This window comes from Pseudomonas sp. TSRC2-2, from assembly GCF_049897785.1.
Lineage (GTDB): Bacteria > Pseudomonadota > Gammaproteobacteria > Pseudomonadales > Pseudomonadaceae > Aquipseudomonas.
The window spans coordinates 239309-265726 of sequence record NZ_JAFCWZ010000007.1 but is presented as its reverse complement, the minus strand read 5'-3'; the positions used below and the strand labels follow the sequence as shown (position 1 = coordinate 265726).

Annotated in this window: 21 protein-coding genes; 2 read left to right on the top strand and 19 right to left on the bottom strand. The window is 61.0% G+C overall.

Annotated elements, in window-relative coordinates; translation table 11 throughout:
- Positions 1 to 223: 223 nt before the first annotated feature.
- The 15 genes from mdoH to hutC all read right to left on the bottom strand — a co-directional run bounded on the left by mdoH (position 224) and on the right by hutC (position 19868).
- On the bottom strand, positions 224 to 2794 hold the full coding sequence (mdoH, locus tag ACP7D9_RS16335; RefSeq protein ID WP_426158573.1) for a glucans biosynthesis glucosyltransferase MdoH: 2571 nt from the start codon (positions 2792 to 2794) through the stop codon (positions 224 to 226).
- Positions 2787 to 4568, bottom strand: a complete 1782-nt coding sequence (locus ACP7D9_RS16330; protein ID WP_426158571.1) for a glucan biosynthesis protein — start codon at positions 4566 to 4568, stop codon at positions 2787 to 2789. Before ACP7D9_RS16330 ends, mdoH begins: the two co-directional genes overlap by 8 nt.
- Before the next feature lie 350 nt (positions 4569 to 4918).
- Positions 4919 to 5356 (bottom strand): D-aminoacyl-tRNA deacylase, encoded by a 438-nt coding sequence (gene dtd, locus ACP7D9_RS16325; RefSeq protein WP_101156687.1) that lies wholly within the window; start codon positions 5354 to 5356, stop codon positions 4919 to 4921.
- A complete protein-coding gene (gene pip / locus ACP7D9_RS16320; protein WP_101156690.1) occupies positions 5353 to 6324 on the bottom strand; it encodes a prolyl aminopeptidase in 972 nt (323 codons plus the stop codon). Before pip ends, dtd begins: the two co-directional genes overlap by 4 nt.
- Before the next feature lie 242 nt (positions 6325 to 6566).
- Complete coding sequence (gene hutG, locus ACP7D9_RS16315) at positions 6567 to 7370, bottom strand: N-formylglutamate deformylase (protein WP_426158568.1); 804 nt, start codon at positions 7368 to 7370, stop codon at positions 6567 to 6569.
- Positions 7371 to 7380: 10 nt separating this feature from the next.
- Entirely contained in the window at positions 7381 to 8586 is a 1206-nt protein-coding gene (gene hutI, locus ACP7D9_RS16310) for an imidazolonepropionase (RefSeq protein ID WP_426158566.1), read from the bottom strand.
- 131 nt (positions 8587 to 8717) lie between these two features.
- Positions 8718 to 10250, bottom strand: coding sequence for a histidine ammonia-lyase (hutH, locus tag ACP7D9_RS16305; protein WP_426158564.1), 1533 nt, complete (start codon positions 10248 to 10250; stop codon positions 8718 to 8720).
- A 116-nt stretch (positions 10251 to 10366) separates the two neighbouring features.
- Positions 10367 to 11890 carry an HAL/PAL/TAL family ammonia-lyase gene (locus tag ACP7D9_RS16300; RefSeq protein WP_426158562.1) on the bottom strand — a complete coding sequence of 508 codons (1524 nt, stop codon included), beginning with the start codon at positions 11888 to 11890 and terminating at the stop codon, positions 10367 to 10369.
- Positions 11891 to 12052: 162 nt separating this feature from the next.
- Entirely contained in the window at positions 12053 to 12883 is an 831-nt protein-coding gene (locus ACP7D9_RS16295) for a quaternary amine ABC transporter ATP-binding protein (protein ID WP_016772086.1), read from the bottom strand.
- Positions 12880 to 13731, bottom strand: coding sequence for an ABC transporter permease (locus ACP7D9_RS16290; protein WP_101156706.1), 852 nt, complete (start codon positions 13729 to 13731; stop codon positions 12880 to 12882). Before ACP7D9_RS16290 ends, ACP7D9_RS16295 begins: the two co-directional genes overlap by 4 nt.
- A gap of 69 nt (positions 13732 to 13800) precedes the next feature.
- Positions 13801 to 14769, bottom strand: a complete 969-nt coding sequence (locus tag ACP7D9_RS16285) for an ABC transporter substrate-binding protein (protein WP_426158559.1) — start codon at positions 14767 to 14769, stop codon at positions 13801 to 13803.
- A 71-nt stretch (positions 14770 to 14840) separates the two neighbouring features.
- On the bottom strand, positions 14841 to 16313 hold the full coding sequence (locus ACP7D9_RS16280; protein WP_101156713.1) for a purine-cytosine permease family protein: 1473 nt from the start codon (positions 16311 to 16313) through the stop codon (positions 14841 to 14843).
- Between the two features lie 141 nt (positions 16314 to 16454).
- Positions 16455 to 18143 (bottom strand): urocanate hydratase, encoded by a 1689-nt coding sequence (gene hutU / locus ACP7D9_RS16275; RefSeq protein WP_426158557.1) that lies wholly within the window; start codon positions 18141 to 18143, stop codon positions 16455 to 16457.
- Positions 18144 to 18588: 445 nt separating this feature from the next.
- Positions 18589 to 19161 (bottom strand): HutD/Ves family protein, encoded by a 573-nt coding sequence (locus tag ACP7D9_RS16270; protein WP_426158555.1) that lies wholly within the window; start codon positions 19159 to 19161, stop codon positions 18589 to 18591.
- Entirely contained in the window at positions 19158 to 19868 is a 711-nt protein-coding gene (gene hutC, locus ACP7D9_RS16265) for a histidine utilization repressor (protein WP_178081150.1), read from the bottom strand. The genes ACP7D9_RS16270 and hutC overlap by 4 nt, the downstream gene beginning before the upstream one ends.
- A 146-nt stretch (positions 19869 to 20014) precedes the next feature.
- On the opposite strand from hutC, the gene ACP7D9_RS16260 reads away from it, so the two are divergent.
- Positions 20015 to 21379: a formimidoylglutamate deiminase gene (locus tag ACP7D9_RS16260; protein WP_426158553.1), complete on the top strand. Its 1365-nt coding sequence runs from the start codon at positions 20015 to 20017 to the stop codon at positions 21377 to 21379.
- Between the two features lie 119 nt (positions 21380 to 21498).
- On the opposite strand, the gene ACP7D9_RS16255 is transcribed toward ACP7D9_RS16260, so the two are convergent.
- Positions 21499 to 22068, bottom strand: a complete 570-nt coding sequence (locus tag ACP7D9_RS16255; protein WP_101156732.1) for a lipocalin family protein — start codon at positions 22066 to 22068, stop codon at positions 21499 to 21501.
- A 29-nt stretch (positions 22069 to 22097) separates the two neighbouring features.
- Entirely contained in the window at positions 22098 to 22352 is a 255-nt protein-coding gene (locus tag ACP7D9_RS16250; protein WP_016772095.1) for a hypothetical protein, read from the bottom strand.
- A 281-nt stretch (positions 22353 to 22633) separates the two neighbouring features.
- On the opposite strand from ACP7D9_RS16250, the gene ACP7D9_RS16245 reads away from it, so the two are divergent.
- Positions 22634 to 24526 (top strand): methyl-accepting chemotaxis protein, encoded by a 1893-nt coding sequence (locus ACP7D9_RS16245; RefSeq protein ID WP_426158550.1) that lies wholly within the window; start codon positions 22634 to 22636, stop codon positions 24524 to 24526.
- An 89-nt stretch (positions 24527 to 24615) separates the two neighbouring features.
- On the opposite strand, the gene ACP7D9_RS16240 is transcribed toward ACP7D9_RS16245, so the two are convergent.
- Together ACP7D9_RS16240 and ACP7D9_RS16235 are read right to left on the bottom strand one after the other, a co-directional pair.
- Positions 24616 to 25218, bottom strand: coding sequence for a DUF924 family protein (locus ACP7D9_RS16240; RefSeq protein ID WP_426158548.1), 603 nt, complete (start codon positions 25216 to 25218; stop codon positions 24616 to 24618).
- A 3-nt stretch (positions 25219 to 25221) separates the two neighbouring features.
- Positions 25222 to 26232 carry a class 1 fructose-bisphosphatase gene (locus tag ACP7D9_RS16235; protein ID WP_426158546.1) on the bottom strand — a complete coding sequence of 337 codons (1011 nt, stop codon included), beginning with the start codon at positions 26230 to 26232 and terminating at the stop codon, positions 25222 to 25224.
- Positions 26233 to 26418: the final 186 nt, after the last annotated feature.

Here is a 26418-nt window from a genome sequence, read left to right as displayed (position 1 = left end):
CGAGGTGACGCCATTCGCGAGCAGGCTCGCTCCCACAGGGAAACGCATTCCAAGGTGGGAGCGAGCCTGCTCGCGAAGGCAGCGGCGCGGTCTGCGCGTCCTAGTTAACGGGCGCGCCAATTCGGCGACGGATGCTTTGCACTGGTTTTAGGTTTGATCGGTGTTTGTTGGCAGCTCAACAGCGGACATAAAAAAACCCCGCTGACTCAGCGGGGTTTTCTCATCAGGCCGGCTGAGCCTGCAGGCTCACCGGTCGCAGCGGCAGCAACGGCGCATGCGGATCGGCTTTCATCGAAGCGCGCCAGGCATCCAGCCACTCGGCGTGACCTTCGGCCCAGACCTGCTCGTGCAGGCGTGCCAGCGCAACAGGGTCGCTGAGCAGTTGCAGGCGATCATGGTTGTTCAGCCCGGCCGGGCCGACCTTGATCGCGTGACGCACACGTTCCTGGCGCAGCCATTCGATCGGCTCGGCCTGACCGTGGCGGGAGGTCGCCAGCGAGCACGCCAGGGCGTTCTGCTGCGGATCGACCACTGCGCGGACGAAGCCGTCATTCAGTGCGTGGTAACGGTTTTCGTGGGTGTACTGGTCGGTTGCCAGCAGCGCCTGTGGCGGATTGTATTCCTCAGGGATGAGGAACAGGCTCTCGTCACGGGTCTTCAGACCAAGGCCGACACGACTGGAGATCACCGACACCGGGATCGACAGCATCAGCGAACCGACGATCGGCACCAGCCACCAGAGAAAGCTCGGGTTCAGCCAGATCACCAACAATGCCCAGAGAAAGCCCAGCAACGTCTGCGGCCCGTGGCGCTTGACCGCTTCGCTCCACGGCGTCGAGTCGTCATCACGCTGCGGCGAGTTCCAGGTCGCAGCCCAGCCGAGGAACGCGGCGAGGACGAAGCGGGTGTGGAAAATCATCCGCACCGGCGCCAGCAACATGGAGAACAGCATCTCCAGCAGCATCGACAGGGTCACCTTGAACTTGCCGCCGAACTCTTTCGCGCCCTTGGCCCAGATCAGGATGATGCTCAGCAGTTTCGGCAGGAACAGCAGCACGATGGTCGTCGAGAACAGCGCGATGGCCTTGTCCGGGTGCCATTGAGGCCACAGCGGATAGAGCTGGCGCGGTTCAAGGAAGTACTGCGGCTCCATCAGCGTATTCACCGCCAGCAGCGCGGTCGACAACACCAGGAAGAAGAACCACAACGGCGCCGACAGGTACGACATCACGCCGGTGAGGAACACCGCGCGGTGCACCGGGTGCATGCCCTTGACCAGGAACAGGCGGAAGTTCATCAGGTTGCCGTGGCACCAGCGCCGGTCACGCTTGAGTTCGTCGAGCAGGTTCGGCGGCAGTTCTTCGTAACTGCCCGGCAGGTCGTAGGCAATCCACACGCCCCAACCGGCACGGCGCATCAGCGCAGCTTCAACGAAGTCGTGGGACAGGATCGCACCGGAGAACGCACCTTTGCCCGGCAACGGCGCCAAGGCGCAGTGGTCGATGAACGGCTTCATGCGGATGATCGCGTTGTGACCCCAGTAGTGGGATTCACCCAACTGCCAGAAGTGCAGACCGGCCGTGAACAGCGGGCCATACACGCGGGTCGCGAACTGCTGCATGCGTGCATACAGCGTATCCATGCCCGAGGCACGCGGCGCGGTCTGGATGATCCCGGCGTCCGGCGTGGCTTCCATCAAACGCACCAGACTGGTCAGGCACTCGCCGCTCATCACCGAGTCGGCATCGAGCACCACCATGTATTTGTAGTCACCGCCCCAACGACGGCAGAAGTCGTCGAGGTTGCCACTCTTGCGTTTCACACGCCGGCGACGGCGACGATAGAAAATCTTGCCGAAGCCCTTGGCTTCACGGCAGACATCCAGCCAGGCCTGTTGCTCGGCGACGCAGATATCGGTGTCGTTACTGTCACTGAGAACGAAGAAGTCGAAGCGATCCAGATCACCGGTCGCGGCCACCGATTCGAACGTCGCACGCAGACCGGCGAATACCCGCGGTACGTCCTCGTTGCAGATCGGCATCACCAGCGCAGTACGCGCATCTTTCGGGATCGGCTCGTTACCGGCGCTTTTCCCGGAGATACGGTATTTATCGTGACCGGTGAGCAACTCGAGGAAGCCCATCAGCGCGGTCCAGAAACCGGCCGAGACCCAGCAGAACAGAATCCCGAACAGGATCAGGATGCTGGTTTGCAGCGCGTACGGCAGCACTTGCGTGGCGGTTTGCAGCAGCGGCTGATGCAGAACTTCTTCCAGATCGACGAACGACCAGCCCTGGTACGGCATGATCCCTTTCATGTACCAGCCGGCGACGATGGTCTGGCCGAGCATCAGCAGCAACAGAATGTAGCGGCGGATCGAACCGACGGTGCGCCAGCGTGCGGCCGGCAGTACATTGGCGTCCTTCGGCGGCTGCGGCGGGTTGGTGCGCCCGGTCAGACGGCGCCAGCCACGCACCAGAATATTGGTGCGCCATGGTTCAGGCACAACCTTGGTACGGTGGATCGGCGGCGTGGCCTTGAGGCTGACCCGACCACTGGCGTCGAGCACCAGCATTTCCGCTTCGGCCAGTTCTTCGGCCGTGCTCAGGGTCAGACGCTTGCCCACCGAAGCCTGGGCGGCTTCGGCAGGAGCGTCGAATGTCGAGGACGACAGGCGTTCATGCAGCTCGCTGAACGACCGGCAACCCGCGAGTTCCGCGCGTTGCTCGTCGGTCATCGGCAGATGCGCCAGATACTCGGACAGAGTCTCTGGCTGTACTTGAGAGTTACTCATCGGCAGGCAACTGATAGCTCCAGGTCTCGGTCAGGACTTCTTCAGTCGGTGCCGATTCCGGTGTGGCTGGGGCCGCGTCGGCAGCGACTGGCTGCTTGGCGTCTTTGTTGGCCTGGTCCTTGGCATCGGCGGCAGGCTTGGCTTCAGCCTGTCTGGCTTCGGCGGCCTTGGCTTCCTTGTCGAGTTTTTCCTGTTGCTTGGCGGCCACCTTGTCAGCCTTGGCGACCGACGAGTTGGAGGCCGGCACGGATTTGCCCAGATCGGCTGTCACGACAGGCTGAACCAGGGCGGCGCGCATTTCGGTTGCCTTGCTCGGATCCTTGATCTTCATCCGCAGAGTCAGGCGCCAGCCCTTGGTTTCCGGGTTGTAGCGCACGCTGTTCTCGACCAGCTCGGCGTTGTCGCCAACGCTGACCTGACTGCGCACGTCGGCATCCGGCGTCAGGGCTGCCAGTGACGGGCCTTCGAAGTCGACCAGATAGGCAACGCTGCCATCCGGCTGACGGATCAGGTTCGATTGCTTGACGTCACCGGTCGAACGCAGAGTCTGTGCCACCCAGGCGCTGTCCGGCGCGTGGATCGCTGCTTCGTCCATGGTCCAGTGCATGCGGTAGGCGAAGTCCAGCGGCTGGCCTGGCTCCGGCATTTTTTCCGGGCTCCAGAACGCAACGATGTTGTCGTTGGTTTCGTCAGCGGTCGGAATCTCTACCAGATCGACAGTGCCCTTGCCCCACTCGCCCTTCGGCTCGATCCAGGCGCTTGGGCGCTTGTCGTAGCGGTCGTCGAGGTCTTCGTAGTGGCTGAAGTCACGGCCACGCTGCAGCAGACCGAAACCACGCGGGTTCTCGACGCTGAAGTTGCTCACGGCCAGATGTTTCGGGTTGTTCAGTGGACGCCAGATCCACTCGCCGTTGCCGGCATGGATCGACAGACCGCTGGAGTCGTGCAGTTCACGACGGTAGTTGAGGACTTTCGACGGCTGGTTGGCGCCGAACAGGAACATGCTGGTCAGCGGCGCGATGCCCAGTTTGCCGACCTTGTCACGCAGGAACATCTGCGCCTTGACGTCGACGATGGTGTCGCTGCCCGGACGCAGGATCAGGCGGTAGGCACCGGTGGCGCGTGGCGAATCGAGCAGAGCGAAGATCACCAGGTGCTTGTCGCCAGGCTTGGGCTGCTGAATCCAGAATTCGCGAAAACGCGGGAATTCTTCGCCCGACGGCAGCGCGGTATCGAGCGCCAGACCACGGGCCGACAGACCGTAGGTATGCCCTTTGCCGACGACGCGGAAATAGCTCGCGCCCAGCATGGTCATGATTTCGTCCTGCTTGTCGGCCTTGTTGATCGGGTACAGCACACGGAAACCGGCGTAGCCCAGTTGTTCAGTGGCTTTCGGATCAAATTTCAGGTCGCCGAAATCGAAGCGGCTCGGATCGTATTTGATCTCCGAGACAGTATTCGCGGTGATTTCGTTGATTTTCACCGGCGTATCGAAATGCATACCCTGGTGATAGAAGGAGAGCTTGAACGGCGTCTTCTGATCGGCCCACTCAGCCTTTTCGGTGAGGAAGCGGATCTTCTGATAGTCCGCGAACTTCATTTCGCGAAATTCGTTCGGCAGGTTGCTGCGCGGGGCTTCGAACTTCTGCCCGGCCAGCTCTTTGGCCTTGGCCGATACGTCGTCAAGATTGAACGCCCAAAGCTGACCGGCGCTGAGCAGGCACAGGAGCGCCGAACCCGCTACCAGAGCACTTCGCATGCGTTTGGCAGACATTTTTGCTGCATTACAGGGACTAACAATCACGAGCAACCCTCGCCGAAAACAGATCAATAAACCAACGGCCAGATGAAGTGCCTGTAGGGTTTTCGGCAGTAAAAAACCGACCTTTCAGGGCACCCTTGCCAAGTTGGCGAGCAATGTTCCGACTCCGCCGGGGCAAAATGATTCCCCAATCGGATCCAGACAAGTCTCTACCTAAGTCAAAACGGATCAACGAATGTCGATCCCCGCAGCGCGCGATTATCTAGTAGCCCGGATGACAACGCATCAGGGGTAACAAAGTATTTATCGCGAAAACAGCCTAAAAACAGTCGAAATTTCCGAAAAAGGTGTTTCAGGCACTGTCAGGTCTGTAACAGGAAGGTTACCGGGCCGTCGTTGACCAGGTGCACCTGCATATCGGCGCCGAATCTACCTGATGCCACAGTGCCATGCATCTGTTTCGCTTTGCTTAATAGATAGTCGAACAATTCCTCACCCAGCGCCGGCGGTGCGGCCGTGGAAAAGCTCGGACGCAGGCCGCTTTTGGTATCGGCGGCGAGGGTGAACTGAGAGACCAGCAGCAACCCGCCACCCACATCCGCCAGGGACAGATTCATCTTGCCCTCGGCATCACTGAATACCCGATAGTTAAGCAGCTTATGCAGAAGTTTGTCGGCGCTGGTAGGCGTGTCGTCGGGTTCTACCGCCACCAGCACGAGCAAACCCTGATCGACCGCGCCGACTACCTCGCCGGCGACCTCTACCCGCGCACCGCGTACGCGTTGCAACAGCGCCTTCATGCTTCTTCGAGCGGCAGGTCGAGCAGGCGCTGGGCCATTTTGCTCGCGGCGCGCACCAGCGCATCGGTGATGCCCGGCTCGGATGCGGCGTGGCCGGCGTCTCGGATGACCTGCAATTCGCTGTTCGGCCAGGCCTGATGCAATTCCCAGGCGTTGTCGAGCGGGCAGATCACATCGTAGCGGCCATGGATGATCACGCCGGGCAGGTGGGCGATCTTGCCCATGTCGCGGATCAACTGGTTTGGCTCAAGGAACGCATTGTTGGTGAAGTAGTGACACTCGATCCGCGCGATCGACAGTGCGCGCTGCGGCTCGGAGAAACGATCGACCACCAGCGGGTTCGGCCGCAGGGTCGCGGTACGCCCCTCCCAGGTCGACCATGCTTTCGCCGCATGCATCTGGGCGATCTGGTCGTTGCCGATCAGGCGTTTGTGGAAAGCGCTGAGCAGGTCGTCGCGTTCGTCCAGCGGGATCGGCGCGATGTAGTCCTGCCAGTAATCGGGGAACAGGCGGCTGGCGCCGGCCTGATAGAACCATTCGATTTCCTGCGGACGGCAGAGAAAGATCCCGCGCAGAATCAGACCGTGGACCCGTTCCGGGTGGGTTTGTGCGTACGCCAGGGCCAGGGTCGAACCCCACGAGCCGCCGAACAGCACCCATTTTTCGATGCCAAGGTGCTTGCGAATGCGCTCCAGATCCTCGACCAGATCCCAGGTGGTGTTGTTTTCCAGGCTGGCGTGCGGGGTGGAGCGACCGCAGCCGCGCTGGTCGAAGGTGACGATGCGATACAGATTCGGATCGAAATAGCGCCGGCTCTGGGCGTCGCAGCCGGCGCCTGGGCCACCATGAATGAACACGACCGCTAATCCCTCCGGCGAGCCGCTTTCATCGACGTACAGCGTATGGGTGTCATCGACAGCCAGATCGTGCCGGGCGTGGGGTTTGATCTGCGGAAACAAAGTCTGCATTGCGCGCTCCGTAAGGGGTCGAGGTCATCCCTGGGGGGACTCGTATTATTCTGCCGTTGGGCATCATAAACCCGATTTGCGTCAATGAGCATGCCCCGGGGCCTGATCGTTCCCGCGCGGAGCGTGGGAACGATCAAATGCATCGACCTGTGGGAGCGGGCTTGCTCGCGAAGGGTCCGTGTCAGTCGACATGAACAGTGACTGATACACCGCCTTCGCGAGCAAGCCCGCTCCCACAAGGGTTACGCGCTGTAGTGAGATTTTGCCCAGGCCAGATAGCCCTGCAGCAATTCCCTGAGCACCACCCGCGTCGGCTCGGCCAGGTCGGCGCGGTAGCGGAACGGTTCGAACTCTTCCATGTAGGTGGACTGGCACAGTTCCAGCTGCACGGCGTGGATGTTCTGCGCCGGGTCGCCGTACTGGCGGGTGATGTGCCCGCCCTTGAACCGACCGTTGAGCACATGGGTGAACTGCGCGTGCTGCGCACAGATCGCTTCCAGTTGAGTCGCCAGTTGCGGATCACAACTGGCGCCATTGAAGGTGCCGAGGTTGAAGTCCGGCAGCTTGCCGTCGAACAGGTGCGGGATGATCGAGCGGATCGAGTGCGCATCGAACAGCAGCGCGTAGCCGAACTCGGCTTTCAATCGCGCCAGCTCTTGCTCAAGCGTGCGATGGTATGGCGTCCAGATCTGCTGCAGATAAGTCGCCCGCTCCTGTGTCGACGGCTCCAGACCTGCCTGAAACAACGCGATGCCGTCGAACAACGTTGCCGGATACAACCCGGTGGTCGCCCCGGCATACAACGGCTTGTCGTCGGACGGCCGGTTGAGGTCGATGACGAAGCGCGAATACTCAGCCGCCAGGGTGCTGGCGCCCAGCTCCTCGGCAAAGTCGTAGAGCTGCGGAATATGCCAGTCAGTGTCCGGCAGGCTCTTCGCCGCCGGGATCAGCCCGGCTTCAACCGCCGGGGTCAGACGCACACCGGCGTGGGGCATGCTGATCAGCAGCGGCACGCGACCTTGTTTGAAACTCAGAACCTTGTCCACAACCGCCCTCCTAGAAATTCGATTCAACGCCGTGACGCACGACGCGCTTGTCCAGATCGCCACCGAGCCAATAGGCCAGATCCGCCGGACGCTCGATGTCCCACGCCACGAAATCAGCGACCTTGCCAACCTCCAGCGAGCCATGGGTCTGCGCCATGCCCAGCGCCTGCGCGGCATGGATGGTCGCCCCGGCCAGAGCTTCTTCCGGGGTCATGCGCAAACAGGTGCAAGCCATGTTCAGCATCAGGCGCAACGACAGCGCCGGCGAGGTGCCGGGGTTGAGGTCGCTGGCGATGGCAATCTTCACCTTGTGCTTGCGCAGCGCATCCATCGGCGGCAATTGGGTTTCGCGCAGGAAATAGAACGCGCCCGGCAGCAACACGGCGACGGTGTCGGCAGCGGCCATGGCGATGGCATCGTCCTCGTCCATGAACTCCAGGTGATCGGCGGACAAGGCTTTGTAGCGTGCGGCGAGGCTGGAGCCGTGCAGCGAGGACAACTGCTCAGCGTGGAGTTTCACTGGCAGTCCGAGTTGTTGCGCGGCGACGAAGACCCGCTCGACCTGCTCCGGCGAAAACGCCAGGTATTCACAGAACGCGTCCACGGCATCGATCAGACCTTCAGCGGCAAGGGCCGGGAGCATCTGCTCGCAGACCAGATCGATGTAATCGTCGGCGCGATCCTTGTACTCCGGCGGCAACGCGTGCGCCGCCAGGCAAGTGCTGCGCACGCTTATCGGCAGCTCTTCGGCCAGGCGCCGGATGACCCGCAGCAGCTTGCGTTCGTTGGCCAGATCGAGACCGTAGCCGGATTTCATTTCCACCGTGGTCACGCCGTCGCGCATCAGGCTTTTCAGACGTTTGGCGGCGCTGGCGAACAGCTCGTCTTCGCTCGCTTCACGGGTTGCGCGCACGGTGCTGGCGATGCCGCCGCCCTGCGCGGCGATCTCGGCATAGCTGACGCCTTGCAGACGCTGCTCGAACTCACCGCTGCGGTTGCCGCCGAATACGGTGTGGGTGTGGCAGTCGATCAGACCGGGGGTGACCCAAGCACCTTGCAGGTCATTGACCGCCGGAAATTCGCCGGACGGCAATTGAGCGCGCGGGCCGATCCATTCGATCAGCGTGCCGGACGTCACGATCGCGGCATCCTCGATGATCGAATAGGCGCCGTTGGCCATGGTTGCGACTTGGCAGTGTTGCCAGAGGGTTTTCATCCCGGTTCCTCTTATAGTGATCGTTCCCACGCGCAGCAAAGGAATGCAGCCCGTGACGCTCCGCGTCACTGGACGCGGAGCGTCCCTTGAGGCATTCCTTTGCTGCGCGTGGGAAAGATCAGTGGGTAGGGTTAAAGGCTCGGCAAAAGCTTCGCCGGCACCAGCTCGGTCAGACACCGCGACGCCAGCAACTCAGTCGCCGCATTGATGTCCGGCGCAAAGAACCGATCCTTCTCATAGAACGGCACTTCCTTGCGCAAGATCGCCCGCGCCTGTTCCAGCTTCGGCGAGGTTTTCAGGCCATTGCGCAGGTCCAGCCCCTGCACCGCCGCCAGCCATTCCACGGCGAGAATGCCGCGAGTGTTCTCGGCCATTTCCCACAGACGCTTGCCCGCCGCCGGGGCCATCGACACATGGTCTTCCTGGTTGGCCGAGGTCGGCAGGCTGTCTACCGAATGCGGATGGGACAACGCCTTGTTTTCGCTGGCCAGTGCCGCTGCGGTGACCTGGGCAATCATGAACCCGGAATTCACCCCGCCATTGGCGACGAGGAACGGCGGCAGTTGCGACATGTGCTTGTCCATCATCAGCGAGATGCGCCGTTCGCTCAGCGAGCCGATTTCAGCGATGGCCAAGGCCATGTTGTCAGCGGCCATGGCCACCGGCTCGGCGTGGAAGTTACCGCCGGAAATCACGTCGCCTTCAGCGGCGAATACCAAAGGGTTGTCGGAAACCGCGTTGGCTTCGACCGCCAGCACTTCAGCGGCCTGACGGAACTGGGTCAGGCAGGCGCCCATGACTTGCGGCTGGCAGCGCAGCGAATACGGGTCCTGGACCTTGTCGCAGTTCTGGTGCGAGGCGCAGACTTCGCTGCGCTCACCGAGCAGATCGCGGTAGGCCGCAGCGGCATCGATCTGACCTTTCTGCCCACGCGCTGCATGAATGCGCGCGTCGAACGGCGAGCGCGAGCCGAGCACGGCTTCTACGGTGAGACTGCCGAGCGCCAGGGCACCGGCAAACAGGTCTTCACCTTCGAACAAACCGCGCAGGGCAAATGCCGTGGAAACCTGAGTGCCGTTGAGCAGCGCCAGACCTTCTTTAGCCGCTAAAGTCAGCGGCGTCAGGCCGGCGACTTTCAGTGCTTCGGTGGCTTCAAGCCATTCGCCCTTGTAGCGCGCCTTGCCCTCGCCCAGCAGCACCAGCGACATGTGCGCGAGCGGCGCCAGATCGCCGGATGCGCCGACCGAACCTTTCAGCGGAATATGCGGATAGACCTGGGCATTGATCAGCGCAATCAGCGCATCGATCACCTGCCGACGGATGCCGGAAAAACCGCGGCTGAGGCTGTTGACCTTGAGCACCATGATCAGTCGCACCAGCTCATCGCTGATCGGCTGGCCGACGCCGGCAGCGTGCGAGAGCACCAGCGAACGCTGGAGGTTTTCCAGGTCTTCACTGGCGATGCGCGTCGAGGCCAGCAGGCCGAAACCGGTGTTGATGCCGTAGGCGGTGCGGTTCTCGGCGAGGATCTGCTCGACGCAGGCAACGCTGGCCTCGATCTGCGCACTGGCGCTGTTGTCGAGGGTCAAGGTGACCGGGTTCTGGTAGACGTCACGCAGTTGGGCCAGGCTCAGTTGGCCGGGGATCAGGTTCAGCACAGTCATTAAAATGCTCCTGTTAGGCATTGTTATTAACTACCAGTCGCTCCGGAGCATTCCGTTATCCGTCGTTTTTCGTCTCGTGAACGATCCACGCCTTGGCACGCTGGTATGGGTAGTTGTCAGTGCAGATTCGGTAGAACGTTGTGCAGCAGATTCGGGTCTTTCAGCACGGTCGCAGCGGCAGCGATATCCGGCGCCAACCAGCGATCCTCATCGTAGGCAGGGACCGTTTCGCGCAGCAGGCGCCAGGCGCGGTCAGTGCCCACGCCAAAGCGCTGCTCCTTGAGGAATTCCAGCGCCTGCGCCGCCAGCAGGTATTCGATGGCGAGGATCTGCGTGCAGTTTTCCAGCGCGCGATGCAGCTTCAGCGCAGCGTTAGTGCCCATGCTCAGGTGATCTTCCTGCAGGCCCGAGGTGATGTAGTTGTCGAGTACCGCCGGTTGCGCCAATTGGCGGTTTTCCGCACACAGCGAAGCGGCGACGTATTGCACGATCATCATCCCGGAATTGACCCCCGGATTGGCCACCAGAAACGCCGGCAGACCGCTGACGTGCGGGTTGACGAGGCGATCGAGACGACGCTCGGCAATCGAGCCGATTTCAGCCATGGCAATCGCCAGCAGATCTGCCGCCATCGCCACCGACTGGCCGTGCGGGTTGGCCTGCGACATCACCCGGAAATTGTCCGGCGTGCCGAGCAATAGCGGATTGTCCGTGCAGCCATTGAGTTCGGCTTCGACCTGATTGATCGCATGCTCCAGTTGATCACGCGCGGCGCCGTGCACCTGCGGGATAGAGCGGATGCTCAGCGCGTCCTGCGTGCGAATGCCCTTGCTCGCGGCGATCACTTCGCTGCCATCGAGCAAGGCGCGCAGGTTGTTGCCCACCTGCTGCATGCCCGGATGCGGCTTGAGCGCGATGATCTCGGCATCGAACGCATCGATCTGGCCGCGCTGGGCTTCGAAACTCATCGCACCGATGACATCGGCCCATTGCAGCAGGTGCGTTGCATCGGCAATCGCCAGGCAACTGAGACCGGTCATGCACGGCGTGCCATTGACCAGACACAAACCGTCTTTTGCCCCCAAATGCATGGGCTCCAGGCCTTCTTCGGCCAACGCCTGTTGCGCCGAAATGATCTGCCCGCGATAGCTGACATTGCCCACGCCCAGCAGCGCGATACCGATGTGCGCCATGTGCGTCAGGTAACCCACCGAACCTTGCGACGGCACCTGCGGGGTGATACGGCTATTGAGCAGCGCCAGCAGCCCTTCGACTACGCGCCGATGCAGGCCGGATTTGCCGTGGCTGTAGTTGTGGACCGCGGCGCAGATGATTGCGCGGGTCTGCTCATCACTCAGGACCGGGCCAACCCCGCAGGCATGGCTGAGCAAGGTGTTGCGCGAGAGCTGGCTGAGCTGTTCGTCTTGCAGCGAAACGTTGGACAGGCCGCCCAGACCGGTGTTGACGCCATAGGCGCGCTCGCCGCTGGCGACGATGCGCTGGACGATGGCCTGAGCGTTGTCGATGCGCGCCCACGTGTCGCTGGACAATTCCAGCGGCGCACCGTGACGGGCGACAGCGACCACCTCCTGCCAATGCAGGTGGTCGCCAGTGATGATGATTTTTTCAGCCTGGGACATCTTTAACCTCATCCAAATATCGATGCAGCTTCACCGCCGCCTTCGCGAGCAAGCCCGCTCCCACATTAGATTTGTGGTGTTCACAAATTTTCGGCACAACGCCGAACACATGTGGGAGCGGGCTTGATCGCGAAGAGGCCGGCACTATCACCGCAAATCTCTTTAAACCACCGCCGCCCGCCGCTGCACAAACCGGTCAACATACTCATCCGCCGGTGAATGCAGGATCTCTCTCGGCGTGCCGACCTGAATCAACCGGCCGTCCTTGAGAATCGCAATGCGGTTACCAATGCGCACCGCCTCATCGAGGTCGTGGGTGATGAAGACGATGGTTTTGTGCAGGGTCTTTTGCAGCTCCAGCAATTGGTCCTGCATCTCGGCACGGATCAGCGGGTCGAGTGCACTGAAGGCTTCGTCCATCAGAATGATGTCGGTGTCCGCCGCCAAAGCGCGGGCCAAGCCGACGCGCTGACGCATGCCGCCGGAGAGCTGGTGCGGGTATTTGTTTTCGTAGCCTTTGAGGCCGACGGTGTTGATCCAGTGCAGCGCGCGTTCGGCGCAGACCTGCTTGCTCTCGCCACGCACTTTCAAACCATAGGCGACGTTATCGAGTACGGTTTTGTGCGGCAGCAGGCCGAAACTCTGGAACACCATGCTGATCTTGTGTCGGCGAAATTCGCGCAGGGCGTCCATGTCGTACTGCAGGATGTCCTCGCCATCAACCAGAATCGCCCCGCTGGTGGGATCGATCAGGCGATTGAAGTGGCGCACCAGGGTGGATTTGCCCGAGCCGGACAGGCCCATGATCACAAAGATTTCGCCGGTGCCGATGCTCAGCGACAAGTCGTTCACGCCGACCACGCAACCGGTTTCGTTGAGCACCTGGTCTTTGCTTTTGCCTTGGCCGACCATGGCCAGCGCATCCTTGGCGCGGTTGCCGAAAATCTTGAAGACGTTGCGCACTTCGATCTTGCTCACGCTTGCGTTGCTCATTTGTTCACCTCGTGGCGTGGCCGACCGTAGGCTTGAGTAATGCGGTCGATGACCACAGCGAGAATCACGATCGCCAGCCCGGCCTCCAGACCACGACCGACGTTGAGGGTCTGAATGCCCACCAGCACGTCTTCACCCAGGCCACGGGCGCCGATCATCGAGGCGATCACCACCATCGACAGGGCCATCATCGTGGTCTGGTTGATCCCGGCCATGATGCTTGGCAGCGCCAGCGGCAGTTGCACGCCGAACAGTTGCTGCCAGCGGTTGGCGCCAAAGGCGTTGATCGCCTCCATCACTTCACCATCGACCTGGCGAATACCCAGATCGGTCAGACGAATCAGCGGCGGTGCGGCGTAGATCACCGTGGCGAAAATCGCCGGCACCTTGCCCAGGCCGAAGAGCATCAGCACCGGAATCAGGTAAACGAAACTCGGCATGGTCTGCATGATGTCGAGCAGCGGCATCAGCACCGAACGCAAGCGATTGCTGCGCGCCGAGAGGATCCCGAGCGGAATGCCGATCAGCACTGAAATGATCGTCGCGACCATCATCAGCGCCAGGGTCTGCATGAGTTTGTCCCAGAGACCGACCGCGCCCACCAGAAACAACAAACCGACAATCACGGCGGTGGTGACGACTTTGCGCGTGGCGTGCCAGGCGATCACACCGACAATCGCCAGCATCAGCCACCACGGCGCCGCACGCAGCAGGCCTTCGAGACTGACGATGGCCCACAGCAGCGTGTCGGAGATGTGGCGGAATACGTCGCCGTAATTGGTCACCAGCGAATCGACCCAACCGTTGACCCAGTCGGCGATGGAAAAGGTAAAGCTTTCGGGAAACATAAGGGACTCTCAATCAAGGGGTTGCGATCAGCGTCCGGCTGCCGTAGCTGGCAGCCGGGGAATCCTGACCTACAAGGCCGCGTCGATTTTCCTGGCTGCGTCTGCACTGACCCACGCATGCCAGACTTCAGGATGTTCCTTGAGGAAGATTTTCGCCAGTTTTGCCGACTCGATACGTTCCTTGGCCATGCGCCCGAGGTTCTGGTTGAGCAAGTCGATCGGCAGGTTGACCTTTTCCAGCACGGCGACCAGCTCTGGAGCTTCGTCGTGAAAGGTTTTCGACAGGCCGACCTTGATGCTCACGGTCTTGTCGACGCCAGGTTTCTCTTCCAGTTTGACCGCATCGATCTGGCCCATCAGCGGGGTTGGCGACCAGTAGTAGAAAAGGATCGGCTCGCCACGCTTGTAACTCGACAGCACCGCCGCATCCAGCGCAGGGCCGGTGCCCGGACGGAAGTTGGTGTAGCTGTTTTCGAGGCCATAGTTCTTGAGCATTTCGCTGTTGTCGAGCTCGCAGGTCCAGCCGGCCGGGCAATTATAGAAACGGCCCTTGGATGGCTCTTCAGCGTCCTTGAACACGGCGGAATACTTGCCCAGATCAGCGATGTTTTTCAGGTCCGGGGCTTTCGCCTCAAGCTTGCGCTTTGCGTCGCCTTCGATCACGTAACGCGGCACGTACCAGCCTTCGACCGCGCCGACTACCGGTGCGCCGACACCAACGACCTTGCCGGCCTTCTCGGCCTTGTTCCAGACCTCGCTGCGGCCGACCCACTCTTCGGCGAACACTTGAATGTCGTTGCTGCTCAGGGCGTTTTCCATGGTGATGGAATTGCCCGGCAGACTGTCGGTCTTGCAGCCGTAACCTTTCTCCAGCACCACTTGCAGCACGTCGGTCAGGAGCATGCCGCTCTCCCAGTTCAGCCCGGCGAATTTCACCGGTTTGCCCGATTCGCACCAGCCGGCGGCTTGCGTCGCACCGGCACTGGCCAACAGGCCCATGGACAGCAATGTGGTCAGCAGGGTCTTGTTCGATTTCATTGTCGTGACGCTCCTAATCATGAATGGGCTTACGGCAGTTCAAGAGGCATCCAGCCCGGTCCACGTCCAGATCAGGCCTGCGCCGCAGCGCGACCGGCCCCGCTCGTTTTTGCTTGTTGGGTGCTGTTCTGCTCGACCGGCAGAATCAGGCGATCGGGCACTGCGCTGTGCCACTTTTTCGCGCAGAGGTAATAGACGACGGCCGGCAGCAAGAGACCGATGATCCAGGAGATATCCACGTCACCGAGAGCGGCGACCAGCGGCCCGGTGTAGAACTTGGTCGAGATGAACGGCAACTGCACCAGCACGCCGAACACATAAACGCTGATGCCGAGCAGGTTCCAGCGGCCGTATCGACCGTTTGGATCGGCCAGCGCCGGCACGTCGTAGCGCTCGCGGGTGATGCAGTAGTAGTCGACCAGGTTGATCGCGCTCCACGGCGTAAAGAAGGCGAGCAGAAACAGGATGAACGACTTGAACGCACCGAGGAACGAGTGTTGCCCGAGCAGGGCAATCAGCGTCGCCGCGCCGACAATGAACAGCACGAACACCAGCCGCTGCATACGAGTCACCGTCAGGTGCCCTTTGAAGCCACTGATGACGGTGGCGATGCACATGAAGCTGCCGTAGGAGTTGAGCGTCGAAATGGTCACCTTGCCGAACGCGATGCTGAAATACAGCAGCGCGGCGGTGGCGCCGGTACCGCCGAGGCCGACGATGTAGGCGACCTCATGACCGGCGAATTGACCGTTGGCCGATGCGGCGGCAAACACGCCGAGAATCATCGCGACCTGGGCGCCGATCACCGAACCGGCACCGGCGGCGAAGAAGGTTTTCACCGATGAAGTGGCGCTCGGCAGGTAGCGCGAGTAGTCCGCCACGTACGGGCCGAAAGCGATCTGCCAGGACGCCGCCAGCGATACCGCCAAGAGGAAGCTGCTCCAGCTGAAGTGGCGGATCTGCAGGAGCGCGCCGACGTCGGTCTGGCTCATCAACCGCCAGAACAGGAACACGAAAGCGATCACGCCAATGACACTGGCGACGCGGCCGATCCAGTGGATCACGCGATAGCCGAGCACTGTGACCAGCACGATGACACTGGCGAAAATCAGGATGCCAACGCTGTCGCTGACACCGAACAACTGACCCAGCGCTTGCCCGGAGAGCACCGTCCCGGTAGCCGTGAAGCCCAGGTACATCAGGCACACCAGCACGATCGGAATCGCCGCGCCATAAACGCCGAATTGCACGCGACTGGAGATCATCTGTGGCAGACCGAGTTTCGGCCCTTGCGCAGCATGCAGCGCCATCACGCCACCGCCGAGCAATTGCCCGATCAGCAGACCGATCAACGACCAGAACACATCACCGCCCAGCACCACGGCCAGGGCCCCGGTGACGATCGCGGTAATCTGCAAATTCGCGCCCATCCACAGGGTGAACTGACTGAACAGACGACCGTGTCTTTCCGCTTCCGGGATGTAGTCGATCGAACGCCTTTCGATCAACGGTGTACTGCCTGCACGTTCGTTGTTAACCGCCATGATTCAACCTCTGTGGATTGTTATTTGGGTTGGTTCGCACACCTGTAGGAGCTGTCGGGTGAAACGAGGCTGCGATCTCTTGATCTTAAAAATCAACATCAAAAGATCGCAGCCTTCGGCAGCTCCTACAGTGCTTTTGCGTTATTTACCGGTGACCATCGGCAGATTCAGCCCCTGCTCTTTCGCGCAGTCGATCGCTATCTGGTAACCGGCATCGGCATGGCGCATGACGCCGGTCGCCGGGTCGTTGTGCAGCACGCGAGCAATGCGTTCGGCGGCTTCGTCCGTGCCGTCGCAGACAATCACCATCCCCGAATGCTGCGAGAAGCCCATGCCGACGCCGCCGCCGTGGTGCAGCGACACCCAGGTCGCGCCGCTGGCGGTGTTCAGCAGCGCGTTGAGCAGCGGCCAGTCGGAGACGGCGTCGGAACCGTCCTGCATCGATTCGGTTTCGCGGTTCGGGCTGGCAACCGAGCCGGAGTCGAGGTGGTCGCGACCGATCACTACCGGCGCCGACAGCTCACCGCTACGGACCATTTCGTTGAAGGCCAGACCGAGCCTGGCGCGCTGGCCCAGACCGACCCAGCAGATACGTGCCGGCAGACCCTGGAAGCTGATGCGCTCGCGGGCCATGTCCAGCCAGTTGTGCAGGTGCGCATCGTCGGGGATCAGCTCTTTGACCTTGGCGTCGGTTTTGTAGATGTCCTGGGGATCACCCGACAGCGCCGCCCAGCGGAACGGGCCGATGCCACGGCAGAACAGCGGACGGATATAGGCCGGCACGAAGCCCGGGAAATCGAAAGCGTTTTCGACGCCTTCTTCCTGAGCCATCTGACGGATGTTGTTGCCGTAGTCGAAGGTCGGAATGCCTTGTTTCTGGAACTCCAGCATGGCTTTCACATGCACCGCCATCGATTGCTTGGCGGCTTTGATCACAGCGGCCGGTTCGGTCTTGGCGCGAGCGCGATATTCGTCCCAGCTCCAGCCCGCCGGCAGGTAACCGTTGAGCGGGTCGTGGGCGCTGGTCTGGTCGGTGACCATGTCCGGGCGCACGCCACGCTTGACCAGTTCCGGGAGGATTTCTGCGGCGTTACCCAGCAGAGCGATGGAGATCGCTTTGCCTTCTTTGGTGTATTTGTCGATACGCGCCAGGGCGTCGTCGAGGTCTTTGGCCTGCTCGTCGACGTAACGGCTTTTCAGACGGAAGTCGATGCTCACCTGCTGGCATTCGATGTTCAACGAGCAGGCGCCGGCCAGGGTGGCGGCCAGCGGTTGCGCGCCGCCCATGCCACCGAGGCCGGCGGTGAGTACCCAGCGACCCTTGAGGTCAGCGTTGTAATGCTGGCGACCGGCCTCGACGAAGGTTTCGTAGGTGCCCTGAACGATGCCCTGGCTGCCGATGTAGATCCAGCTGCCGGCGGTCATCTGGCCGTACATGGCCAGGCCTTTGGCGTCGAGTTCATTGAAATGCTCCCAGCTCGCCCAGTGCGGCACCAGGTTGGAGTTGGCGATCAGCACGCGTGGCGCGTTGGCGTGAGTCTTGAACACGCCCACGGGTTTGCCCGATTGCACCAGCAGGGTTTCGTCGTCGTTCAGGCTGGTCAGGCTCTCGACGATTTTGTCGTAGCACTCCCAGTTACGCGCGGCGCGACCGATGCCACCGTAAACCACCAGCTCTTTCGGGTTCTCGGCGACTTCCGGGTCGAGGTTGTTCATCAGCATGCGCAGCGGCGCTTCGGTCAGCCAGCTCTTGGCGGTCAGCGTGTTACCGCGGGCGGCGCGGATCTGCACATCACGAAACTTGTTGCTGTTCTGGGTATTGTCAGTCACGAAAAAGACTCCTCAGCGATCAATTCAAACCAACCCTGGCAGTGGGCAGCAGCCTGCGCGCCTCGATGCGCGACAAGCGAATCAGTGGACGCTGCGGAGAGTCTCGGACGACTCATACGCATACGTCTTTACTTGTACATACAAGCATATGCAATCAAGCGGCCAACTCGCTGAATGGGCGTTCAGGAAAAATCACAGGCAAGGCTGGAGAGCGCCTGAGTCGCGGGTTCTGGCGTGGATGAAATTTTCTGGATGGGTATTACGAGGCGATGCGATATGGCCAAGCGAACGTGGTTTTGCGCCACGCTGGGGCGTTCGGTAACAAGTTGGTGCGGATTTTGGGAACAACCAAAATCAAAAGATCGCAGCCTTCGGCGGCTCCTGCAGGGTGTACTCAATCCCACTGTAGGAGCTGCCGAAGGCTGCGATCTTTTGGATTTTCGAATCAGCGTGCAGTCAGTTCAATGACACAACAGCCAGCATCAACGCAGACTTCAATAAGCCCCGAATTACCGTCCAGTTGCAAACAATCATGCCGCCCCAATTTAGACGCGCCGTCACCAACCCGCACTTGGAGCAAGTCACTGACACTGAACACCAGCACCGTCGATGCCGAGCTGAAAAACCGCTGCTTACCCTCCAGCCACTGCAACCGCGCGCTGTAACGCTGCGGCGCGTAGATCAGATTGAAGTCGCGAATCGCACCGCCCAGCAGCGTGCACGACACCTGACTTTCGCCGCTGAAGGCATACGGGTCGAGCGGTAACAGTGGGCGGGTATCGTCACCGTCGACGCACAGGGTCATGCCGTCACCTTGCAACACGGTGATGACCCGCTGATAACCGGCGAACGTCGAAAAACCGCCGGATTCGGCAATGTCGGCGATCGACAGGCGCCAGCCGAAACCGTCGAGACTGGCACCGGCGTCACGGGTGATTTCTTCGGTGCTGCCGCCGCCGTTTTTCCACGGCATGCGCGGGTAGCCTGTGGCGCGCAGAACCTTCAGTTCGAAATTCATTTATGGAACCGCCCTTCCAGTCGATGGCGCGAACCCGGGTGAATCAGTCGCGCCGCAGTCACAGGCTGACGCCCCGACCAGGTCCGACGACGAATCAGCAGGCACGGCTCACCCTTTTCAATCTGCAGCAATTTGCACTCGGACGGCTCAGCGAGAATCGCCTCGACCACGTGCTCGCCCTCGGTCAGCGGCGCGACCTGGTTGAGATAGGCGTAGGGCGTTTGCAGGGTGAAGTCCTGCTTGAGGTATTCCGGCGCGACCAGGGCGTTGACGAAACGGTCTTCGATTTGCACCGCAATGTCGTTTTCGTAATGCACGATCAGCGAGTGGAAGACCTTCTGCCCTTCGCGCATGTCCAGTGCCAACGCGCGCTCGGAGCCGGCGGCCTCTTCTTCCAGGGTGATGACCTGGCAGGTGTGGCGATGGCCGCGCGAGGCGATTTCATCGGCGATGTTGTGCACTTCGAACAGCGCGGACTGGCTCTTCGGCTCGGCGACAAACGTGCCGACGCCTTGCATGCGCACCAACAGGCCGTCGGCGGTCATCTCGCGCAGGGCGCGGTTGATGGTCATGCGGCTGAAGCCGAGCTGGCTGACCAGTTCGCTTTCGGACGGCACGCGGTAGTGTGGCGGCCAGTTACCGCTGTCGATCTGCTGGGTGATCATCTGTTTGACGCGGGCGTACAAGGGCGCCGGACTGTCGCCCATGTTCGCGGCCAACGGAGAAACTGGAGGCGGAGTCGGCACGGTTGATCCCTGTTCATTGGATGAAAGTGACTAGCTTGCCGGAGTTTACCGGGCAGGCAAACGTCTGTATATGTATATACAAATTACACACGATGGGGTGCCGAACGATGTCCGCCTTCTTTGCCGAACGCGCGCTGCTGCCTGATGGATGGGCCAACAATGTACGTCTCGACGTCAGTGCCGACGGCCTGTTGACCCGAATCCAGGCCGATTCCACTGCAGACGGCGCCGAACGGCTCTGCGGGCCGTTGCTGCCTGGGATGCCGAATCTGCACTCCCACGCCTTCCAGCGCGCCATGGCTGGATTGGCCGAGGTGGCCGGCAACCCCAACGACAGTTTCTGGACCTGGCGCGATCTGATGTATCGCCTCGTCGGAAAAATCAGCCCCGACCAGCTCGGCATCATTGCCCGTCAGCTGTACATCGAAATGCTCAAGGCCGGTTACACCTCGGTCGCCGAATTTCACTACGTGCACCACGACAGCAACGGCCAGCCTTACGCCGATCCGGCCGAGCTGGCGGTGCGCATCAGCCAGGCCGCCAGCGAAAGCGGCATTGGTCTGACCCTGCTGCCGGTGCTCTACAGCCATTCCGGTTTCGGTGGCCAGATGCCAAACGATGGCCAGCGTCGCTTTATCAACAGCACTGAAAACTATCTGAATCTGCAAGCGCGTTTGCAGCCGATACTGGCGCAGCAAAAAGCGCAGTCGCTGGGTCTGTGTTTCCATTCGCTTCGCGCAGTCACCCCGCAGCAGATCAGCGAGGTGTTGGCGGCCAGTGACAAACACTGCCCGGTGCATATCCACATCGCCGAACAGCAAAAGGAAGTCGACGACTGCCTGAGCTGGAGCGGTCGTCGTCCGTTGCAATGGCTGTACGAGAACATCGAAGTCGACCAGCGTTGGTGCCTGGTCCATGCGACGCACGCCAATTCCGAAGAGGTCACGCTGATGGCCGACAGTCGCGCAATCGCCGGGTTGTGTCTGACCACTGAGGCGAATCTTGGCGACGGGATTTTCCCGGCGGTGGATTTTCTCGCCCAGGGCGGGCGCATGGGTATTGGCTCCGACAGCCATGTCTCGCTGAGCGTGGTGGAAGAGTTGCGCTGGCTGGAATATGGCCAGCGCCTGCGCGATCAGCGGCGCAATCGCTTGTATGGCGCGCAGCAACCGATGGTCGGTCGCACCCTGTATGACGCGGCGCTGGACGGCGGCGCGCAGGCGCTGGGGCAGCCGATCGGCGCGCTGGAAGTGGGCAAGCGCGCGGACTGGATCGTGCTTGACGGCAACGATCCGTATCTGGCGACGGCTTCGGGGGACGGGATTCTGAATCGCTGGCTGTTCGCCGGTGGCGATCGGCAAGTGCGTGATGTGCTGGTCAATGGCCAGTGGGTGGTGCGCGATGGCCGGCATGCCGGCGAAGAGGATAGCGCCCGAGCCTTCACCCAGGTTTTGCGCGATCTTTTAGGCTGACCCAAAACGACTGTGGGAGCGAGCTTGCTCGCGAAAGCGGTGCATCAGTCAATATTCATCTCGACTGATACACCCTCTTCGCGAGCAAGCCCGCTCCCACATTTGATGTGTATCGAAGCTTAATTCGAAGTCTTCGCCATCTGCCGATCCGACGCGCGCCAGATCAGGCGTGTGGTGTCGTAACCCTGCTGCCGCGCCTTGCTCAGCAGCTCTTCGCGCACTACGCCGTTGACGGTCGGCGTGCGTGACAGCAGCCACAGGTACTTGCGACTCGGATCGCCGACGATGGCGGTCTTGTAATCGTCGCTGACGTACAACACCCAGTACTCGCCCTTCGCCACGCCAGGCACCAGGCGCGAGAACCAGTTATCGAATTCGACCCAGAGTTTGTCGGTCTTGCCCGGCACCTGTGGATAAGCCGTGCCTTTGGCTTCTTCCCACTGCCACTGCGGGGTCAGGCAACGGTTGAGCACACCGATGTTGCCGTCAGGCTTGAGGCTGTAGTGGGCTTCGGATTGCGCGCAGTGGCGCTGGAAGTACATCGGCAAGCGTGCCAGTTCATACCAGGTGCCTTGATAACGCTTGAGATTGACGCTGTCGACGGTCTTCGGCGCCAACGGGTCGACGCCGGAAGTGGCGCAGCCAGCCAGTACCAGGCCAGCAAAAAGGATCAGCAATAACCGCTTCATTTTTTTCTCCGTGGGCGCGAAGCCCCGGTTTACTTCAGGCCTTGGCCGGAAAACATCAGCACTTTGTCACCGGCGTACTGCACGCTGATAAAGCTGTTCTTGTCGCCCCAGGTGCAGCTGGACATACCGAGCGCGCCCGAGCAATCGGTGGGCTTGCCGAGAAGGGTTTCCACTTCGGACTTGGCCATGCCGGCCGAGAGCTTCGAGTAGTTTTCCTGATTGACCTTGCTGCATGCGGCCAACAGCACGCAAAACGACAGCAGGGCGATAGATCGCAGCGACATGGTGAAACTCCTGAAACGAGGGGGGATGGCATGGTGCCAACCAGAAGCTTAGAAGAGCAAAGTGTCATCTGGTTCCGTGAGCGAACGCCTATTTATCAGCCCGCCCGTCTGGCTTTTGCCGATAAATCAAAAACTTTGTGAAGCCGTCGAGCATTTCGTCGACTTTGCGCACACGCGCCTAATCTTTGGCGCGGCGCGGTCGAAATAAGAGCAGCGCAACGCTGCCGAATATGGCAAATTGCCGCCCTTTCCTGACCAGCCCATTCGCGGTAGTTCACTCGATGACCAGAAACATGAAATTCAGCCACAAAATCCTGTTGGCTGCCGCCCTTGTGGTGGCCGTTGCGTTCGCCTGTTTCATCTTTTTCAACGACTATCGCCAGCGTCAGGCCTTGAGCAGCAGCACCGAAGCGACCATGCAGGAGCTGGGCAGCCTGACCACCAGCAACATCCAGACCTGGCTGGAAAGCCGTATCCAACTGCTGCAATCGCTGTCGCAGCAGGTCGCCGTCGACGGCAATGCGCCCGCCAGCCTCAAGCGCATCATTGACCTGCCTGCGTACACCGGCAATTTCCAGCTGAGCTACTTCGGTGGTGCTGACGGCGTGATGTTCTCGGTGCCAGCGGGCAACCGCGCGCCGGACTACGACCCACGCGCGCGTGGCTGGTACAAAGCGGCCAACAGCGCACAACAGACCATCGTCACCGAACCGTACATCGCCGCTTCGTCAGGCAAACTGGTGATCACCGTCGCCACCCCGGTACAGCGTCAGGGCCAGATGCTCGGCGTGGCCGGGGCCGACATTGATTTGAGCAGCGTCAGCGCGATCATCAACTCGCTGAACTTCGGCGGCCACGGGCACGCATTCATCGTCAGCGCAGAAGGCAAGATCCTCATCCACCCGGACAGCAAACTGGTGCTCAAGACGCTCGCCGAGGCTTATCCAAACGGCGCACCACACGTCAGCCCGGGCCTGAAAGAAGTCGAGTTTGACGGCAATACCCAGTTGATTTCCTTCACCCACGTCAACGGCGTGCCGTCGGCTGACTGGTACGTGGCGCTGGTGCTCGACAAAGACACCGCGTTCTCGATGCTCAGCGAATTCCGCACCTCGGCACTGATCGCCATGGTCATCGCCGTGCTGATCATCATCGGCCTGCTCGGCATGCTCATTCGTGTGTTGATGCAGCCGCTGCTGACCATGGGCCGTGCAATGCATGACATCGCTGAAGGCGAAGGCGACCTGACCAAGCGTCTGGTGATTCATGGCAACGATGAATTCGGCGCACTGGGCACGTCGTTCAACCGCTTCGTCGAACGCATTCACACTTCGATCCGCGAAGTGTCGTCGGCCACCGGCCAGGTCAACGAGGTCGCCCTGCGTGTGGTCGCTGCCTCGAACTCGTCGATGTACAACTCCGACCAGCAGGCCAGCCGCACCAACAGCGTCGCCGCGGCGATCAATCAGCTCGGCGCCGCCGCCCAGGAAATCGCCCAGAACGCCGCCCTCGCCTCGCAGCATTCCAGCGATGCGCGCAGCCTCGCGGTCGACGGCCAGCAAGTGGTGAATAAAACCATCCACGCCATGCAACAGCTGTCGGCAAAGATCAGCGACTCCTGCGGCAACATCGAAACGCTGAACAGCAACACGGTGAACATCGGCCAGATTCTCGAAGTGATCACCAGCATCTCCCAGCAGACCAACCTGCTCGCGCTCAACGCCGCCATCGAAGCCGCGCGCGCCGGTGAAGCCGGACGCGGTTTCGCCGTGGTCGCTGACGAGGTGCGCAACCTCGCGCACCGCACCCAGGATTCGGCGCAGCAAGTGCAAAAGATGATCGAAGAGTTGCAGGTCGGTGCCCGCCAGGCGGTGACCATCATGACCGAGAGCCAGCGCGAGAGCGAAAGCAGCGTCGGCATCGCCAATCAGGCCGGCGAGCGCCTGGGCAGCGTGACCCAGCGCATCGGCGAGATCGACGGCATGAACCAGTCGGTGGCCACTGCGACCGAGGAACAAACGGCCGTGGTCGAGTCGATCAACGTTGACATCAACGAGATCAACACGCTGAATCAGGAAGGCGTGGAGAACTTGCAGGCAACGTTGCGCGCCTGTTCGGATCTTGAGCAGCAGGCGGCGCGTCTCAAGCAGCTGGTTGGCAGCTTCCGTATATAAAGATCAAAAGATCGCAGCCTTCGGCAGCTCCTACAGAATGAACGCGTTACTCATGTAGGAGCTGCCGAAGGCTGCGATCTTTTCTGCGTTCAGAACCGCGACCCAGGCTTCGAAAGAAATACCAACTCTTCAGCAGTGGACTCCCGCCCCAACACCGCATTGCGATGCGGAAATCTTCCAAACTGCGCAATCACTTTCCGATGCCGCTCGGCATAGTCCAGGTTATCGGCAAACACTGCCCGCTCCGACTCTGGCTGTTCAGCCACCAATCCAATAAATCTGGAAACGGCTTCGTTCTGCACCGCGAGGTTTTCGCAGTGTTCGAATACCAGATAAATGAATACCCGCTGAATCGGCTTCAGGCGCCGATCAAAATCCGCCGCCACCCCTTGCGCGACAAGCTTCTGTGCGCGCAGATCACCGGAAAAGGCTTTGGGAGTGTCGCGATAGATCATGCGCGGCAGTTGATCAAGCAGCAGCACTACCGCCAGCCAACCTTCGGGACATTGCGTCCACTCGGCCAATTCGCCGGCCAGGGCCTGATCGACAAAGACCCCGAAACGCGTCTGCGCTTCGAGGTCCTGGCTGTTTCGCTTGCCGAACCACAACTTGCCCTTTGCGGCCGCTACTTCGCTGGCTGATTCGGCGTGTCCGAACCACCAGTCGAGCAACGGCTGCCAGGGCGCGTGCATGGTTTATTCCTTGTGGTAGGCCGTGGCGCGGGTGACTTCTTCTTTCGAGCCGAGGAATACCGCAACGCGCTGGTGCAGGCCTTCCGGCTGGATGTCGAGAATGCGCTGGTGACCGTCAGTGGACGCGCCACCGGCTTGTTCGACGAGGAACGACATCGGGTTGGCTTCGTACATCAGACGCAGTTTGCCCGGTTTCGACGGCTCGCGGCTGTCGCGTGGGTACATGAACAGACCGCCACGGGTCAGAATGCGGTGCACGTCGGCAACCATCGCCGCGACCCAACGCATGTTGTAGTTCTTCTTCAACGGGCCTTCTTCACCGGCCAGCAGTTCGCCAACATAGCGCTGCACCGGGGCTTCCCAGTGACGCTGGTTGGACATGTTGATGGCGAATTCCTGGGTGGTTTCCGGGATGGTGATGTCTTCGTGAGTCAGGACGAAGCTGCCCATTTCGCGGTCCAGCGTAAAGCCTTTGACGCCGTCGCCCAAGGTCAGCACCAGCATGGTCTGCGGGCCGTAGATGGCGTAACCGGCGGCCACTTGCTGGGTGCCTGGCTGCAGGAAGGCTTTTTCGTTCAGCGGCTCGTTCTGGCTCAGGTATTCGTTCGGGCAACGCAATACCGAGAAAATAGTGCCGACCGGGGCGTTGATGTCGATGTTCGACGAGCCGTCGAGTGGGTCGAACACCAGCAGGTACGCGCCTTTCGGGTATTTGCCCGGGATCTGGTAGGCATTGTCCATTTCTTCGGACGCCATACCGGCCAGGTGACCGCCCCATTCGTTGGCTTCGAGCAGGATCTCGTTAGAGATCACGTCGAGCTTCTTCTGCACTTCGCCTTGCACGTTCTCGGTGCCCATGCTGCCCAGAACACCACCCAGGGCGCCTTTGGATACGGCGTGGCTGATCTCCTTGCAGGCACGCGCCACCACTTCGATCAAAAAGCGCAGATCGGCAGGAGTGTTGTTGCTGCGGGTCTGCTCAATCAAATAGCGACTCAAGGTAACGCGGGACATGGACGGCTCCGGTGGAATGGGGGGCTGAAAACCCGCGCAGTTTACAGGGAGTCTGAAAACCTAGCGAGCGAAGACGCCGGCTAACGTGCGCCTGGGTGTATTTGCCTGTATGAGACGTGATTGTCGGTGGAGAGTTCAGGTGTCGGATTGAGCGTAGTTCGAAATCGGACGAAGGTGATTGGCTTG